Genomic DNA, 15,349 nt, shown 5'->3' on the forward strand with positions numbered 1-15,349 from the left:
CCTATGATCCTTCTATAATTCTTTTGACTGGGCCAAAACTACGACGATGCAATGGCGTTAAGCCATGATCTTTAAGGGCCTGCAAATGTACAGCGGTGGGATAACCCTTGTGTTTTTCAAAGCCATATTGGGGGTTCTGTTGACCATAAGCCACGATATCTCTGTCTCTGGATACTTTTGCCAGAATCGAAGCCGCTGAAATAGCCTGGTGTCGCGCATCGCCTTTCACCACCGCTTCAGCAGGGCAAATTAGCGCTTTAGGAATGCGGTTGCCATCAATTAAGGCATGCTCTGGCGCTACGTCTAAAGCGGCGACAGCACGAGACATGGCCAACATACTCGCATGCAAAATGTTTAACTCATCTATTTCCGCCACGGAAGCACTGGCGATGGCATAACTTAGGGCTTTTTGCTTGATCTCATCAAACAAGGCTTCACGTTTTTTCTCACTGAGTTTCTTCGAATCTGCCAACCCTTCAATAGGGTTATTCGGGTCCAAAATCACCGCGGCAGCGACCACTTCGCCAGCCAATGGTCCTCGACCTGCTTCGTCGACACCCGCCAACAAGCTTCCTAGGTATACATCACTTACAAAAGGTTCCATCATGCTTTCCCTGCTGTTTTATCTGCAAGCATAGAAATAATGGCTTCAGCCCCTACTTCACCTGCATTTTTTTTCAACATCTTGTGTAAGTCGAGGTATTTTTGCTGAATGGACTCATCGTCCACAAAGCTTTTCCATGTTTCTAGCAACTGCTTAGCGAGGTTCTCCGGTGTGGCCTGATCCTGCAGCAATTCGGGCACCAAGCTTTCATTCGAAAGAAGGTTGGGTAGTGACACGTACGGGACTTTAATCATTCGAGACATAATCCAATAAGTCAGCTTGTTAACTCGATAGGAAACTACCATAGGACGCTTCACTAACATCGCTTCTAGAGCCGCAGTGCCCGACGCTAAAAGTATGGCATCGGAGGCCGCCATGACGGTGCGAGACTTATTATCAATAATTTCTGCTTGCAGCGAAAGCTCATCAAGAATCTGCTTTATTTGCCGTTTTCTCGCGCTATTAGCGGCAGGAATAATAAAATTCACTTGAGGATTTTGCTGTTTGATCAATGCCATGGTTTGTGCAAACAGTGGCATTAAGCGGGAGACTTCTCCTTCCCTTGAACCTGGTAAAATGGCAAAGAGGGGAGCATCTGTCGGAGCAAGATTCAGACTTTTCCGTGCCGACTGAGTGTCACTCTGCAAAGGAATTTCATCCGCAAGCGTATGACCCACACATACAACAGGAATATCGTGTTGATGATAAATCGGCATTTCAAACGGAAATAAAGCCAACATCAAGTCGACGGATTTTTTAATTTTGAAAATACGTTTCTGGCGCCAAGCCCACACTGAAGGACTTACATAATGGACGGTAGGAATGCCCGCTTGCTTAAGTTTACGTGCCAAAGGTAGGTTGAAGTCAGGGGAATCTATGCCGATAAATGCAGTAGGTGGTGAATCAATACAGTTCTGATAGAGATTTTTTCGAATGGCCAATAGCTCTCGCAAGCGCCCCAGTACTTCCACTAGTCCCATTACCGACAAACGGTCCATCGGCACCATGCTTTGCAAACCTTGCTCAGCCATCAAAGGCCCGCCTATTCCTTCAAAGATAGCATCTGGTTGAAGAACTTTTAGCGAAGCGATCAAGTTTGCCCCCAGAATATCTCCAGACGCTTCCCCCGCCACTAGGACATAACGTGTTACTGACGCAGTTTGCATTAATTCTCTTCTCTTATAATAAAAAAACCCCGAATACTTCCGAGGTTTCTTTTTGTTCGACCGTACCACTCGTCTTAGCGAATAATGCCTCGAGTAGAGCGTCGAATGGATTGTACAAAAGATTGTACTTCAGGAATGAGGCTAAGCTCACCATCTTCTATATAATCTATGGCAAGCTCTAGGGTAAAGCCTTTAAGGTAGACGGCTTTGTAGGCTTGTCTTAAAGCTTTGATCACATCCCCACTGACACCACGACGGCGCATACCCTCGAAGTTCATACCGTGAGCTTTAGCAGGGTTACCCGACACCATGATAAACATAGGGACATCTTTCGATACCATAGACCCCATACCACACATGCTGTAAGAGTTGACCTGACAAAATTGATGGACGCCTGTGTAACCACCTAGGATCACGTTGTTACCCAGTTTTACGTGCCCTGCAAGGGCTACATAATTCGCCAACACATTATTATCACCAACAACACAGTCATGACCAACATGGGTGCTGGCCATAAACAGGTTGTAATCACCAATACGGGTAATACCTTCGTCTTGAATGGTACCTCTATGAATGGTGGCATTTTCGCGAATGACGTTATGATCGCCAATCACTAGTTGTGTCGCTTCGCCTTTGTATTTTTTATCCTGATTTGCTTCACCTACGGAAGCAAATTGATAAATTTCATTATGGGCGCCAATCGTCGTATGGCCATTAATCACCACATGAGACTTTACAACACTACCTTCCCCAATGGAGACATGGGGACCAATAACAGAATAGGGTCCTATTTCAACGCTGGCATCAACGTTTGCATTGGGATCAACTAAAGCCGTAGGGTGTATTGCCACTATACCTTCCTGTCTGCACACAAAATGGTCGCGGAGCAAGCAAGCTCACCATCAACCGTTGCTTTACATTCAAATTTCCAGATACCACGCTTTTCAGTGATAATCTTAGCTTCCAACTGGACACGGTCACCCGGCACAACAGGACGTTTAAAACGCAGTTTATCAGAACCTACGAAGTAATAGATAGAGCCATCTTCTGGCGTTTTACCCATGGTTTTAAAACCAAGGATACCAGCGGCTTGTGCCATGGCCTCAATAATCAAGACGCCAGGCATCACTGGATGATCTGGAAAATGACCGTTGAAGAATGGTTCGTTTATCGTCACGTTCTTGTATGCAACAATGGACTCATTTAGGTTTAGCTCTACAACACGATCCACCAATAAAAACGGGTATCTATGTGGTAGGTATCGGCGAATTTCATTAACGTCCATCATTTAGTATCAACCTTTTCTAATAACTTATTCACTTGTTTTCTTAAATCTAAGACCTGCTTTGCAGTCTCATCCAATCGTCGTATTCTTGCTACCGTTTTACGCCACTTTGAAGTAGGTTCCATCCCTGTTCCGGACGAATAAGAGCCAGCTTCTAATATGGAATGACTGATTAAGCTCATCGCTGTGATGTGCACTCGATCGGTCAAAGTCAGATGACCAGTTATGCCTGAGCCACCTGAAATAGTACAAAATTCGCCAATATTCACACTGCCTGCAACCATAACACCACCGGCAATGGCGCTATTATCGCCAATTATGACGTTATGAGCAATTTGAACTTGATTATCTATTTTCACCCCGTTGCCAATACGAGTGTTTTCGAGGGCGCCTCTGTCAATAGTGGTATTCGCACCTACTTCAACTTGGCTACCAATTTCTACGCCGCCCAGTTGATTAATTTTCTCCCAACCATCTACCCGAGGAGCAAATCCAAAACCGTCTGCCCCAATCACACAGCCACTGTGTAAAATACAGTCATCTCCAATCGTAACATCATGATAAATAGTCACATTAGGATAAAGGCGACCATTACAACCAATACGTGTATTTCGGCTAATCACGCAGTTCGCACCAATCACTGTACCTGAGCCTATCGTCGCTCCCGCATCGATAACACTGTTCGGCCCTACGGTCACATCTGCAGCCACTTGGGCTTGATCCGATATGGTGGCGCTTGCATGCACACCAGTCCAAGACTGGGTCTGTGGTACAAATAAGTGTGACAATTGCGCGAACGCTAAATATGGATTCTTGGTAATAATGGCATTTTCAATAGTGCAGGCCTGCTCCATTGATTTCACAAGAACAGCGCCTGCTGCACTTGTTTTTAATTGATTCGCATACTTAGGATTGGCTAAAAAACTTAATTGCTGACGACCCGCTTTTTCGAGTGTTCCCAAACCAGAAATCACTAAGCTGCCGTCGCCTTTTACTTCGCCTTGTACTTTTTCAGCCAATTGGGCCAAAGTATAGCTCATAAATTAATTTTCCTTATTGATACGCTGCACTAATTCACTTGTTATATCGACTTTTGCTCCAGCGTACAAACTGGATTGACGGTTTAATACCAATTCAATGCCTTGTTCTTCTATCATAGCCTTCAAAGCGGCTTCACCTTTTGGCGTGAGGTCTTGAATGAGTTTTTGCTCCAAGGTGCGCGCTTCGTTTTGCATTTTAGCGGCCATCGCTCGGACTTTCTTATCATGTTCGGCAATCGCTTGACGACGCTTTTGGTATTCTTCGGGCGATAAGGTCAGCTCATCACGCTTTAAATCTTGAATCATACCATTTACAACGTTTTCTTCTTTTTTCAATCGGGCATCCATCGCCGCGACTTTTTGCTTAGGTTCTTTGGCCGCTTCGATACCAATTTCGCTGTTTAATAGAGCCGCCCTAAAGTCAAGCACGGCAACTTCTGTAGCCTGCAAAACTCCCACAAAAAATAATGTAGAAAGCGTTATCATGACTTTTAGCATTGCTTATCTCCCTGATCCTGATGATTTAAGTTTAAAAAGTTGTACCTAGCTGAAATTGAAAGAAGTCTGTGCTGTCGCCATCTTCATCATTGATTGGGCGGGCAAAGTTAAACGATAGGGGGGCAATAGGCGTAATCCAAGTCCAGCTCAAGCCGATACTGTAACGGATCTCACCTAGGTCTACGCCCTCTTCACAATTATCGTTTGTTGCAAGGCAAGTGTCTGTAAAGACGTTACCTGCATCTAAGAATAACGCCGTACGCACAGATTTATGATCTTCCACCATAGGCAATGGGAAAATCAGTTCAGCACTACCTGTAATCAAAATATTACCACCCAACGCAGAGGTATCTGTGTCGTCATCATCATAGGAGTTTTGTGGCCCTAAAGATGAGGATTCGAAACCACGTACTGAGTATGAACCACCCGCAAAGTAGTTTTCAAAGAAAGGAAGCTGATCTGACTCACCGTAGCCTGTACCATAACCTAAACGCGTTTTTAAACGGAACAGCCATAAATTCGAGTTGGTTAAATTCCAATAACGTTGAGAGTTCAGTCCCAATTTAGCGTACTGCTGATCCCCTATTGGAGTGGCTACTTCCAAAGAAGCTGTAGTCGAATAACCATTAGTCGGCAACACACCACCAATCAGGTCACTGTCACTCCAAGTAAGTGTCGTGATCAAATCATCATAGCTATCACCATAGTCTTCAACATAGCCACTGGTTTCATTAGAAGGATCATAACCAAGGTTAATGGTCGTTTCTTTGACGGTCACACCAAAAGTTAAGCGCTGAGTATCCGAAATCGGATAACCGTAGCTCACACCGACACCAATTCTGTCCAAATCGTAATCTTCAACATCGTCGTCATCGTGATTACTGGTTTGGTAAAAGGCTCTTACACCACGGCTAACGCCATCCACTGTGAAGTAAGGGTTATCGTAAGAAATAGAGTAATCTTCAGTTGAGTCGGATCGAGAGGCATTAAAACTTAGTTTATTCCCTGTACCCAAGAAGTTACGCTTGGATATACCAAACCCTAATACTGTGCCATCTTCTTGGGAATAACCCACACTGGCTTGTATGCTTCCAGACGCTTGCTCAACCACCACAACGTCTAAATCAACTTGGTCAGTTGTACCTGGTACAGGACGAGTACGAAGATCCACACTGCCAAAGAAGCCTAAGCGCTCTAATCGTCGCTTAGATGCCTGAATATCAGAATGCGTCGCTAATGCGCCTTCGAATTGAGTCATTTCACGACGCAATACTTCGTCTTGAGTTTCACTGTTACCACTGAAAACAATACGACGCACATAGACTTTTGGTCCTGGGGCAATTTGATAACTTAAATCTACCGTCTGATCATCATGCTTGTTAGGAATGACATTTACATCGGTAAACAAATAGCCACTGTCACCAAGCTCCGTAGAGATGTTTTCCATGATCTCTGTCACCTGGCTTCTAGAAAATGCATCACCTGGCGTTTGATCTATGTGTTTCCATATTCTGTCTTCAGAAATTGGTAAACTGCCACTTAACGCAACCTTATTAATGAAGTAAGGTTCTCCCTCTGAGACATTAATAACCACATAAACTTCTTTTTTATTAGACGACAAGCTCACCTGACTCGACACCACCCCAAAGTCTAAATAGCCTCGATCCAAATAAAAGCTTTTTAACTTGTTGATATCACCATCAATTTTCGCTTTAGCGTATTCGTCAGCAGAACTGAAGGGATTCCAATAGCCTGTCTCACGCGACTCAAAGTTTTTGGTCAACTCTTCGTCTTCAAAATGTGTGTTACCCACTACGTTAATGTGTACAATTTTTGCGGTATCACCTTCATCAATATTTAGCTTAATGGCAATCCGGTTACGAGGCATGTCTTCCGTTTCAATCTTAACCTTAGCGCTGTATCGACCTAAACCATAATATTGACGCTGCAGCTCTTGCTCTATCTGATTCAGTGTTTCTGGTTGATAAATTTCGCCTTGTTCTAAACCAGACAACTTAAGACCACGTTCTAAATCTTCTGTTGAGATAAGATCATTACCCTCTATGGTTAACAAACCAATAGAAGGACGCTCGACCACATCAAAGATCACTAAATTATTATCTTCGTAGACATCTACATTACTAAAGTAGCCGGAATTGAATAAGCTATTAATAGCCTGATAAACTTTACCAGAATCGTAATCCTGTCCTTGTTCAAACCCAATTAGATCAAATGCTCTTTCAGACGGCATTTGAACCAAACCATCCACTCGTACATCATCGACGCTTTGCGCTAAAACTTGCGCACTCATTAGTGTAAAAACTAGCGCTGAAACAACCTTCACATATACCTCTCTACAAGCGGGCAATATCATTAAAAATAGCAATCGCCATCAAGGCAAATAATAACGAAGCACCAATACGATAAGCCAAATTCTGAATACGTTCAGACACCGGCTTACGACGTGCCGCTTCAATGCCAAAAAATAATAAATGCCCACCATCTAACATAGGAATGGGCAATAAATTAAGAACACCCAAACTCACACTGAGATAGGCCATAAATTTTAAAAAAGGCTGTAAACCAGAATCCGCTGACGCACTAGCCACTTTTGCGATAGTAATAGGTCCAGATAAGTTATCGACCGATATTAACCCTTGCACCATCTTCACCACAGACGATACCGTTAAAGAAACCATATTCCAGGTTTGACCTACGCCATAAGACAAGGATTCAAACACACCATATTGGTTTTCACGTATTAAACTCTTGTCCCACACAGGTGGCTGTACAGCAAGCCCTGCATAACCGACTTCACGACCATCACGTTCAGTGACTCTAGGCTGTAGTAATAAATCTCTCTCTTGACCGTCACGAGCCACCTTAACAACCAAGGTCTGATTTGGGCTCAGTTGGACTTGATCGACAACTTCTTGCCAGTTGCTAATGGCAACCTCATCAATCGACAAAATCACGTCTTGCGCTAGAAAGCCAGCTTGTTGGGCAGCACCATCGGCAACCACTTGGGCGATAACAGGCGCCACATTAGGCTGCCAAGGCACAATACCAAAAGCACGAATTAAATTATTCGGTTGCTCACCCACCAACCAGCGGTCAAGGCGCGTGGTGGTCTCTTGTAACATCTGGGTTTCTGACACTTGATAGCGAACCTTAATGCCTTCAGTTTTGCCAATCAAGCTTGCTAACACTAAATTTACATCTTCCCAAGAATTCACACTCTGATCTGCGATAGAAACCAGCTCATCCCCCACTTGTATATTGGTTTGAGCGAGTGGTGAGTTGTCGGTAATAGCGCCGATTTTTGGGGCCACGGTTTGTATGCCCATCAAGGCCACCAGCGCATAAATCACAATCGCCAATAAGAAGTTTGCTAACGGGCCCGCCGCGACAATGGCAATACGTTGCCAAACATTCTTACTATTAAACGCTTGCTCTTTAAGGGATTCCGGCACATCTCCTTCACGCTCATCGAGCATGCGCACATACCCTCCCAGAGGGATAAGCGCCAAGGTATATTCTGTTCCCGTTTTCCCAACATAACGATAAATCGGTTTGCCAAAACCAACCGAAAAACGCAGTACTTTCACACCACAACGACGAGCGATAAAGTAATGACCAAACTCATGGAAGGTAATCAAAACCCCCAATGCCACGACAATAGAAAGAATATTCTGGATCATTAAAAATCACCTTGATCAATAACATGATGCGCAAACTCTCGTGTTGCTAAGTCTGCTTGAAAAACCACATCTAACGAATCGACAGGGTCTACCGTCATGCCAAAGAGCACGCGTTTATTCACTCGTGCAATATCTAAAAAGCCTATTTTATTTTCTAAAAATGCCGCCACAGCGACCTCGTTGGCCGCATTTAATATCGCCATGGCCGTACCACCCAAATACCAAGCTTTTGCAGCTAGGTCTAAGTTAGGAAAACGTTGCAGGTCTGGTGCCTCAAAATTTAAACAACCAATCTCGACTAAATTCAATGGTGCCACTTGAGTAGTCACTCGATTTGGCCACGTCATGCCGTAAGCGATGGGGATTTTCATGTCTGGATTGCCCATTTGAGCGATCACCGAGCCATCCAAATAGGACACCATTGAGTGCACTATGCTCTCAGGGTGAACAACAACCTCAACCTCATCAGGCGTCACATCAAATAGCCAGCAAGCTTCGATCAACTCCAGCCCTTTGTTCATCAAGGACGCCGAATCAATAGAAATTTTTTGTCCCATTGACCAATTAGGGTGCTTACAGGCTTGCTCTGGCGTGACCTTCTCCATGTCCTCTAAAGACCAACACCTAAAAGGCCCACCAGACGCGGTGAGAATAATCTTAGCGACATCTTTTTTTACCGCACCCGTGGCCGTTTGCGGCAAGCTCTGATAGATCGCATTGTGCTCACTATCAATAGGTAACAACACGGCATCATGCTTTTTCACTTCATTCATGAAAAGCTGGCCAGCGGTGACTAAAGACTCTTTGTTAGCAAGCAAAATACGCTTGCCAGCACGAATGGCCGACAAAGTGGGTTTTAACCCTGCGAAACCCATGATGGCAGCCATGACTTGGTCAATGCCATCCAGCGCTGCGATGCTTTCTAATGCTTGATCGCCCCACTCTATAGAAATATCCAAACCAGAGCACAGTTCACGCAATTCATCACAAGCATCAGCGCTGCCCATTACGACTTGCTCAGGCAAAAAACGATGACAAATTTCAGCCATTTTTTTAACGCTTGAATGGGCTGAAGCACTCACTAATTTAAATTGATCTGGGTGCTGAGCAATCACATCTAGTGTGCTTTGGCCTATTGATCCCGTTGCTCCAAGCAGACATATCCCCTGCATTACAACCATCCAACCAAAATTAAAAATAAGACAAAGATTGGCGCCGCAGCGGTTAAACTGTCAACTCTATCCATGACCCCACCATGACCAGGAATCAATTTGCTGGAGTCTTTAAGACCTTCATGACGCTTAAATAAACTTTCCGTTAAATCCCCTAGCACAGATACGGAAGAGGTTACCAAGGCAACAAGTGTCAAAATCAACCACTCATTGAGAGTAAAATGGCTCATCACAGCAAACAGACCTATGCCGCACTGAGTCATTAGGAGACCACCAAATACACCTTCCCAAGATTTACCAGGGCTCACAAATCTAGCTAACTTGCGTCTACCAAAAGCCCGCCCAGCAAAGTAGGCCCCCGTATCCGCTCCCCAGATCAATCCCATTAACACTAATACCCAGACAACAAAATTGTCAGATTGTTTCAAAACGACTAATGCAGACCAAGTGGTTAGCAACACTAAAGCACCGAATAACAGGCGCACTGCCACATGACGCCAAACAAGCTGATCGGGGTAACGTATCACCCAAAACAACGCCAACAGCCATAATAAAGGGCTGATATATAAGGACAATCTTGGCCAATTGAAACTTTCTAGAAGATAACAACAAACCGCAACAACAAGGGCAAAGCCGAGGCGCCCATACGCTTTATGGACACCAGCAAGTCGCGCCCACTCCCACGCAGCCACGATAACTACGCCGCCCATCGCTAAGACGAAACTGCTTTCTTCTAGAATGAACACAGCGCAAATAAAGAGTAGCGCCATAATCACAGCACTAATAATACGAGGGACTAACATGGGTTATCGACCACCATAACGTCGTTGACGGGTTTGATAGATTTGCAGCGCTTCATCAAAATGGGATTGACCAAAGTCAGGCCATAGCACAGGTAGGAAAACAAACTCAGCATAGGCAGTCTGCCACAACATAAAGTTGCTAACGCGCTCTTCCCCTGATGTTCTGATTAGCAAATCGGGTTCAGGTAAGTCGGACAGCGAAATATGCTGAGCCAACATTGTTTCATCTATTTGATTAGGATCTAGATTCCCAGCAGCCACTTGAGTTGCTAATTGTTTCGCAGCTTGGGCAATATCCCAGCGACCTCCATAATTAGCCGCAATAACCAGTACCATACCTTTATTTTCGGCTGTAGCGGTCTCTACGCGCTCAATTTGCGCTTGCAGACTCTCACTAAAGCCAGATACATCTCCCATTACTTTTAAGCGAATATCATATTTGCTTAAACGCTTCTGCTCTTTTTTAAGGGAACGCATAAAGAGGCCCATTAGGCCATCTACTTCTACTTTAGGGCGTTTCCAGTTTTCACTGGAAAAAGCGAATAGGGTAAGTACCTTAACACCAGCACTCGCGGCAGCTTCTACCGTACGCCTTACGGCACCGGCACCAGCAGTATGACCCGCGATACTGGGTAAGAACTTTTGTTTAGCCCAACGGTTATTTCCGTCCATGATGATGGCGATATGAGCAGGGATTTTGCTTGAATCCTCTACCATCTCAACTGAGTCAGACATAAAGCTACCTTAATCAATAAAAAAGGCGAGCATGGCTCGCCTGCTCGCCTTTTTTATTAAATTTCCATCAAATCTTTTTCTTTCGCAGCTAAACGTTCTTCAACCAAAGCAACAAACTTATCGGTAATTTTTTGAACTTGATCTTGACCACGACGATCATCGTCTTCCGAAATCTCTTTCTCTTTAACAAGGTCTTTCAAGCTACCATTGGCATCACGGCGAATATTACGGATGGCAATACGGCCATTTTCTGCTTCACTTTTCGCTTGTTTGAAATAGTTACGACGAGTTTCTTCCGTCAATGCTGGCATAGGAATACGAATCAAGCTGCCGTTTGTTGCAGGATTCAAACCTAGGTCAGATTTCATAATAGCCTTTTCAATTTCAGGTACTAGATTACTTTCCCAAGGAGAAACACCCAATGTGCGCGCGTCTTCAACCGTAATATTCGCCACTTGGCTAAGAGGGGTTTCAGAGCCGTAGTAGTTTACTTTCACGGAATCCAAAATACTTGGATGGGCGCGCCCCGTACGAATTTTTTTAAACGCAATTTCCACAGAGGAAACTGCTTTATTCATGCGATCTTCTGCATCTTTTAGAATTTCGTTAATCATAACTTCCTCACTTAATTAGAGTGCCTTCTGAGCCACCAACCATGATGTTAGTCAGTGCGCCAGGCTTATTCATATTAAATACTCGAATCGGCATATCATGGTCGCGAGTCAAGCAAATCGCCGTTAAGTCCATGACGCCTAACTGTTTTTCCAATACTTCGTCATAGCTTAATGTATCATATTTTACAGCATCTGGGTCTTTCATCGGATCAGCTGAATAGACACCATCCACTTTCGTCGCTTTCAATACAACATCAGCATCTACCTCAATACCGCGCAAACAAGCAGCAGAGTCTGTTGTAAAGAAAGGGTTACCCGTGCCCGCAGAGAAGATAAGTACATCACCTTCTTTCATCAAGCGCATAGCGCGACGGCGGTCATAAGGCTCAACGATACCCGTCATGGTAATCGCTGACATAACACGAGTAGCGATATTGGCACGCTCCAGAGCGTCACGCATCGCCAAGGCATTCATTACCGTTGCCAACATACCCATGTGATCACCGGTGACACGGTCCATTCCTGCTTGGCTAAGTGCCTGGCCGCGAAATAAGTTACCACCACCAATAACAATACCAACTTCTACACCAATGCCACGCAACTGACCTATTTCTAGGGCAATGCGATTAAGTACTTTCGGGTCAATACCAAAGGACTCATCTCCCATCAGCGCTTCACCGCTTAATTTAAGTAGAATACGTTTGTAATTTGGGCTTTTTTCTTTTGGCATATCAACCTCCGGTCATTGTTTTATCTAGAAGAATAACTGAAATCGACATCATCGACCTCATTGTTATGCAACTCTCATAAAAAGGGGCAGTAGAACTGCCCCTTTTCTTGCAAGACATTACAACCAGGTATTAACCTTTAAGTTGTGCTGCCACTTCTGCTGCAAAATCTACTTCTGCAACTTCAATACCTTCACCTACTTCTAGACGAATGAATGAAGTAATTGTCGCGCCAGCATCTTTCACAAGTTGACCCACTTTAAGCTCTGGGTTCTTAACGAAAGGCTGCTCTAGCAAGCTGTTTTCAGCCAAGAATTTCTTAATACGACCAACAATCATTTTATCAACGATTTCAGCAGGCTTACCCGCCATATCTGGTTGCGCACGAATGATTTCTTCTTCTTTTGCCAAAATGTCAGCAGGCATATCTTCGCCTTTCACAACACGAGGAGCAACCGCCGCTACGTGCATAGAAACATCTTTAGCCAATTCAGCGTCACCGCCTTCAAGCTGAGTCAATACAGCAATTTGACCGTTGCCGTGTAGGTAACCACCTACAAGACCACCTTCAACGATTACTGCACGGCGAGGCGTGATGTTTTCGCCGATTTTCTGAACCAAAGCTTCGCGAGCGCTACCGATTTCGCCAGCAAGCAAAACTTCCATATCAGTTTCTTTGGTTGTAAAAACAACGTCCGCTACTTTGTTTGCAAAGTTTACGAAGTTTTCGTCACGTGAAGCGAAGTCAGTTTCCGAGTTAACTTCAACCAATACAGCGTAAGACGCATCGTCAGCAACACGCATCACGATAGTACCTTCCGCAGCAGTACGACCCGCTTTTTTAGCAGCCTTCATACCACTTGATTTACGTAACTCTTCGATCGCTACTTCAATATCAGCGTTGGCAGCGACAAGTGCTTTTTTACACTCCATCATGCCAAGGCCAGTACGTTCACGTAGCTCTTTTACCAATGCTGCAGATACTGCGGCCATGTCAAATCCTCTTTAATACCAATTCAAATTTAAAAAAGGGGGCAAAATACCCCCCTTTAGAAACCAGCACAAACTAAAAAGTTTGCTTACGCTTCAGTCGTTTCGCTTACTTCAACGAATTCGTCAGCGCTTCCAGCCGTTGCAGAACGACCTTCAAGAACCGCGTCTGCAAAAGCAGAAACGTACAACTGAACAGCACGAATAGCATCGTCGTTTGCAGGAATGATGTAATCAATACCATCTGGATTACTGTTCGTATCAACGATACCGATAACAGGAATACCTAATTTGTTTGCTTCTTTGATAGCAATACGTTCATGGTCAACGTCAACAACGAACAATACATCAGGAAGGCCGCCCATATCTTTAATACCACCCATAGAAAGCTCTAATTTTTCAAGCTCACGAGTACGCATCAAAGCTTCTTTTTTAGTCAGCTTCTCGAAAGTACCATCAGACATTTGAGATTCAAGCTCACGAAGACGCTTAATCGATGCACGGATAGTTTTGTAGTTTGTCAACATACCACCTAACCAACGGTGGTTAACGTATGGCATACCAGAGCGAATCGCTTGCTCTTTGATCGTTTTAGATGCAGCACGCTTAGTACCAACAAACAAAACCTTGTTTTTGCTTTCTGCCATTTTCTTAACAAGCTCAAGTGCTTCGTTAAGAGCAGGAACAGTGTGCTCAAGGTTAATGATATGGATCTTGTTACGAGCACCGAAAATGAATGGCTTCATTTTTGGGTTCCAGTAACGAGTTTGGTGACCGAAGTGTGAACCAACCTGTAGAAGGTCGCGCATAGAAACTGTAGGCATTATCTTATCCTTTAATTTTGGGTTGTTTATGCTTACCAGCTAAAAGCATCAGTCAATAAAGGTTTAAGGCAACCTAAGACACCCCAGACACTCTTATTTATTGCGGTAAGATCGTTAGTTTTTTAATGTTTTACACCAATTTCGAACCCTTGTTCGAAAGGCGGGCGTTTTATACCATATTTGACACCAAACAAAAAGACTTGAGAGCATTTTTGCCGACCCAAACAAGGTCGTTTTTTTCCTAGAGGGAGGCGATTCTGCCGCCTAACTCATGTAGAATGTCTGACCATTATAGATAGCAACAGTTTAAGACAGTTTTATTATGAGCAACGAAATCTTACAAAAAGTTGAAAACCTAACAAAAAATGGCCGCAGCCCAGTGCCTGCAGCAACGCCTCGCCCAGCTGCAACACGCTTCAATGATATTAGTGACATTGAGGGTATGCGCGTCGCGGGCAAATTAGCCGCAGACGTACTGATTATGCTTGAAGAATACATAGTACCGGGCATTACTACTGAGCAAATCGACATATTGGCACACAACTACATTGTGGATGTGCAAGGCGCTATCCCTGCGCCATTAAATTACCACGGCTTTCCCAAGTCTTGCTGTACTTCAGTGAACGATGTGATTTGCCATGGTATACCTAACGACAAAGCCTTGAAAAAAGGCGATGCCGTAAATGTAGACATCACTATCATCAAAGATGGCTATTATGGTGACACCAGTAAGATGTTTTTTGCTGGTACACCGCTACCCCATGCAGAACGTCTTGCCAAGGTCACACAAGAGTCTCTTTATTTAGCGATTGATATGGTTAAGCCTGGGACCCGACTTGGCGATATTGGTGCCGCTATTGCCGCTTACGCTCATAAACACCATTACTCGGTTGTTGAAGAATATTGTGGCCACGGCATCGGCACTACTTTCCACGGTGAACCACAAGTGGCTCACTACGGCAAAGCAGGAACCGGATTTGAACTAGAAGAAGGCATGACCTTTACCATCGAACCTATGATTAACGCCGGTAAAAAACAAGTTAAGCACACAGGTTTGGATAACTGGATTGCCAAAACCAAAGATGGTCGTTTGTCCGCACAATATGAACATACCTTATTAGTGACAGCTGACGGGGTTGAAGTTCTTACACGCCGCCCAGAAGAGACACGCTTTTCATAAGAAAGCGTG

The 15,349-nt window shown here is 44.3% G+C and carries 16 protein-coding genes; 1 reads left to right on the forward strand and 15 read right to left on the reverse strand.

The window, feature by feature from the left end; genetic code table 11:
• Position 1: 1 nt before the first annotated feature.
• From rnhB to rpsB, 15 genes are all read right to left on the reverse strand, one after another.
• Positions 2 to 604, reverse strand: a complete 603-nt coding sequence (rnhB, locus tag ABJF92_RS01790; protein WP_446814184.1) for a ribonuclease HII — start codon at positions 602 to 604, stop codon at positions 2 to 4.
• A complete protein-coding gene (gene lpxB, locus ABJF92_RS01795; RefSeq protein WP_446814141.1) occupies positions 604 to 1,770 on the reverse strand; it encodes a lipid-A-disaccharide synthase in 1,167 nt (388 codons plus the stop codon). Before lpxB ends, rnhB begins: the two co-directional genes overlap by 1 nt.
• 74 nt (positions 1,771 to 1,844) lie before the next feature.
• Positions 1,845 to 2,621, reverse strand: a complete 777-nt coding sequence (gene lpxA / locus ABJF92_RS01800; RefSeq protein WP_446814142.1) for an acyl-ACP--UDP-N-acetylglucosamine O-acyltransferase — start codon at positions 2,619 to 2,621, stop codon at positions 1,845 to 1,847.
• Entirely contained in the window at positions 2,621 to 3,058 is a 438-nt protein-coding gene (gene fabZ, locus ABJF92_RS01805) for a 3-hydroxyacyl-ACP dehydratase FabZ (protein WP_445977325.1), read from the reverse strand. Before fabZ ends, lpxA begins: the two co-directional genes overlap by 1 nt.
• On the reverse strand, positions 3,055 to 4,095 hold the full coding sequence (gene lpxD, locus ABJF92_RS01810) for a UDP-3-O-(3-hydroxymyristoyl)glucosamine N-acyltransferase (RefSeq protein ID WP_446814143.1): 1,041 nt from the start codon (positions 4,093 to 4,095) through the stop codon (positions 3,055 to 3,057). Before lpxD ends, fabZ begins: the two co-directional genes overlap by 4 nt.
• 3 nt (positions 4,096 to 4,098) lie before the next feature.
• On the reverse strand, positions 4,099 to 4,593 hold the full coding sequence (locus tag ABJF92_RS01815; protein WP_446814144.1) for an OmpH family outer membrane protein: 495 nt from the start codon (positions 4,591 to 4,593) through the stop codon (positions 4,099 to 4,101).
• 31 nt (positions 4,594 to 4,624) lie between these two features.
• Positions 4,625 to 6,904 carry an outer membrane protein assembly factor BamA gene (bamA, locus tag ABJF92_RS01820; protein WP_446814145.1) on the reverse strand — a complete coding sequence of 760 codons (2,280 nt, stop codon included), beginning with the start codon at positions 6,902 to 6,904 and terminating at the stop codon, positions 4,625 to 4,627.
• Between the two features lie 43 nt (positions 6,905 to 6,947).
• The gene (gene rseP / locus ABJF92_RS01825; protein WP_446814146.1) at positions 6,948 to 8,294 is read right to left on the reverse strand and encodes an RIP metalloprotease RseP; all 1,347 of its coding nucleotides are present in this window, start codon (positions 8,292 to 8,294) and stop codon (positions 6,948 to 6,950) included.
• The gene (gene ispC, locus ABJF92_RS01830; RefSeq protein WP_446814147.1) at positions 8,294 to 9,466 is read right to left on the reverse strand and encodes a 1-deoxy-D-xylulose-5-phosphate reductoisomerase; all 1,173 of its coding nucleotides are present in this window, start codon (positions 9,464 to 9,466) and stop codon (positions 8,294 to 8,296) included. The genes rseP and ispC overlap by 1 nt, the downstream gene beginning before the upstream one ends.
• Positions 9,466 to 10,269 (reverse strand): phosphatidate cytidylyltransferase, encoded by an 804-nt coding sequence (locus ABJF92_RS01835; protein ID WP_446814148.1) that lies wholly within the window; start codon positions 10,267 to 10,269, stop codon positions 9,466 to 9,468. The genes ispC and ABJF92_RS01835 overlap by 1 nt, the downstream gene beginning before the upstream one ends.
• Positions 10,270 to 10,272: 3 nt before the next feature.
• Entirely contained in the window at positions 10,273 to 11,004 is a 732-nt protein-coding gene (locus ABJF92_RS01840; RefSeq protein ID WP_446814149.1) for an isoprenyl transferase, read from the reverse strand.
• A 56-nt stretch (positions 11,005 to 11,060) separates the two neighbouring features.
• Positions 11,061 to 11,618 carry a ribosome recycling factor gene (gene frr / locus ABJF92_RS01845; protein ID WP_446814150.1) on the reverse strand — a complete coding sequence of 186 codons (558 nt, stop codon included), beginning with the start codon at positions 11,616 to 11,618 and terminating at the stop codon, positions 11,061 to 11,063.
• A gap of 7 nt (positions 11,619 to 11,625) precedes the next feature.
• A complete protein-coding gene (gene pyrH / locus ABJF92_RS01850; RefSeq protein WP_445977334.1) occupies positions 11,626 to 12,348 on the reverse strand; it encodes a UMP kinase in 723 nt (240 codons plus the stop codon).
• 130 nt (positions 12,349 to 12,478) lie between these two features.
• Positions 12,479 to 13,339 (reverse strand): translation elongation factor Ts, encoded by an 861-nt coding sequence (gene tsf / locus ABJF92_RS01855; RefSeq protein WP_446814151.1) that lies wholly within the window; start codon positions 13,337 to 13,339, stop codon positions 12,479 to 12,481.
• Between the two features lie 86 nt (positions 13,340 to 13,425).
• Entirely contained in the window at positions 13,426 to 14,160 is a 735-nt protein-coding gene (rpsB, locus tag ABJF92_RS01860) for a 30S ribosomal protein S2 (protein WP_446814152.1), read from the reverse strand.
• Between the two features lie 322 nt (positions 14,161 to 14,482).
• Here rpsB and map point away from each other — a divergent pair, with 322 nt between their 5' ends.
• Positions 14,483 to 15,340, forward strand: coding sequence for a type I methionyl aminopeptidase (gene map, locus ABJF92_RS01865; protein WP_446814153.1), 858 nt, complete (start codon positions 14,483 to 14,485; stop codon positions 15,338 to 15,340).
• Positions 15,341 to 15,349: the final 9 nt, after the last annotated feature.

The sequence above is a fragment of the Marinomonas sp. genome (assembly GCF_039940335.1).
Lineage (GTDB): Bacteria > Pseudomonadota > Gammaproteobacteria > Pseudomonadales > Marinomonadaceae > Marinomonas.

What these genes read in the sequence shown, in the direction of transcription:
- ABJF92_RS01835 (WP_446814148.1), bottom strand. Translation starts at nt 10,269, where the DNA reads ATGTTAGTCCCTCGTATTATTAGTGCTGTGATTATGGCGCTACTCTTT.
- rseP (WP_446814146.1), bottom strand. Translation starts at nt 8,294, where the DNA reads ATGATCCAGAATATTCTTTCTATTGTCGTGGCATTGGGGGTTTTGATT.
- tsf (WP_446814151.1), bottom strand. Translation starts at nt 13,339, where the DNA reads ATGGCCGCAGTATCTGCAGCATTGGTAAAAGAGCTACGTGAACGTACT.
- ABJF92_RS01815 (WP_446814144.1), bottom strand. Translation starts at nt 4,593, where the DNA reads ATGCTAAAAGTCATGATAACGCTTTCTACATTATTTTTTGTGGGAGTT.
- pyrH (WP_445977334.1), bottom strand. Translation starts at nt 12,348, where the DNA reads ATGCCAAAAGAAAAAAGCCCAAATTACAAACGTATTCTACTTAAATTA.
- lpxD (WP_446814143.1), bottom strand. Translation starts at nt 4,095, where the DNA reads ATGAGCTATACTTTGGCCCAATTGGCTGAAAAAGTACAAGGCGAAGTA.
- map (WP_446814153.1), top strand. Translation starts at nt 14,483, where the DNA reads ATGAGCAACGAAATCTTACAAAAAGTTGAAAACCTAACAAAAAATGGC.
- ispC (WP_446814147.1), bottom strand. Translation starts at nt 9,466, where the DNA reads ATGCAGGGGATATGTCTGCTTGGAGCAACGGGATCAATAGGCCAAAGC.
- rnhB (WP_446814184.1), bottom strand. Translation starts at nt 604, where the DNA reads ATGGAACCTTTTGTAAGTGATGTATACCTAGGAAGCTTGTTGGCGGGT.
- rpsB (WP_446814152.1), bottom strand. Translation starts at nt 14,160, where the DNA reads ATGCCTACAGTTTCTATGCGCGACCTTCTACAGGTTGGTTCACACTTC.
- frr (WP_446814150.1), bottom strand. Translation starts at nt 11,618, where the DNA reads ATGATTAACGAAATTCTAAAAGATGCAGAAGATCGCATGAATAAAGCA.
- fabZ (WP_445977325.1), bottom strand. Translation starts at nt 3,058, where the DNA reads ATGATGGACGTTAATGAAATTCGCCGATACCTACCACATAGATACCCG.
- lpxB (WP_446814141.1), bottom strand. Translation starts at nt 1,770, where the DNA reads ATGCAAACTGCGTCAGTAACACGTTATGTCCTAGTGGCGGGGGAAGCG.
- bamA (WP_446814145.1), bottom strand. Translation starts at nt 6,904, where the DNA reads ATGAGTGCGCAAGTTTTAGCGCAAAGCGTCGATGATGTACGAGTGGAT.
- ABJF92_RS01840 (WP_446814149.1), bottom strand. Translation starts at nt 11,004, where the DNA reads ATGTCTGACTCAGTTGAGATGGTAGAGGATTCAAGCAAAATCCCTGCT.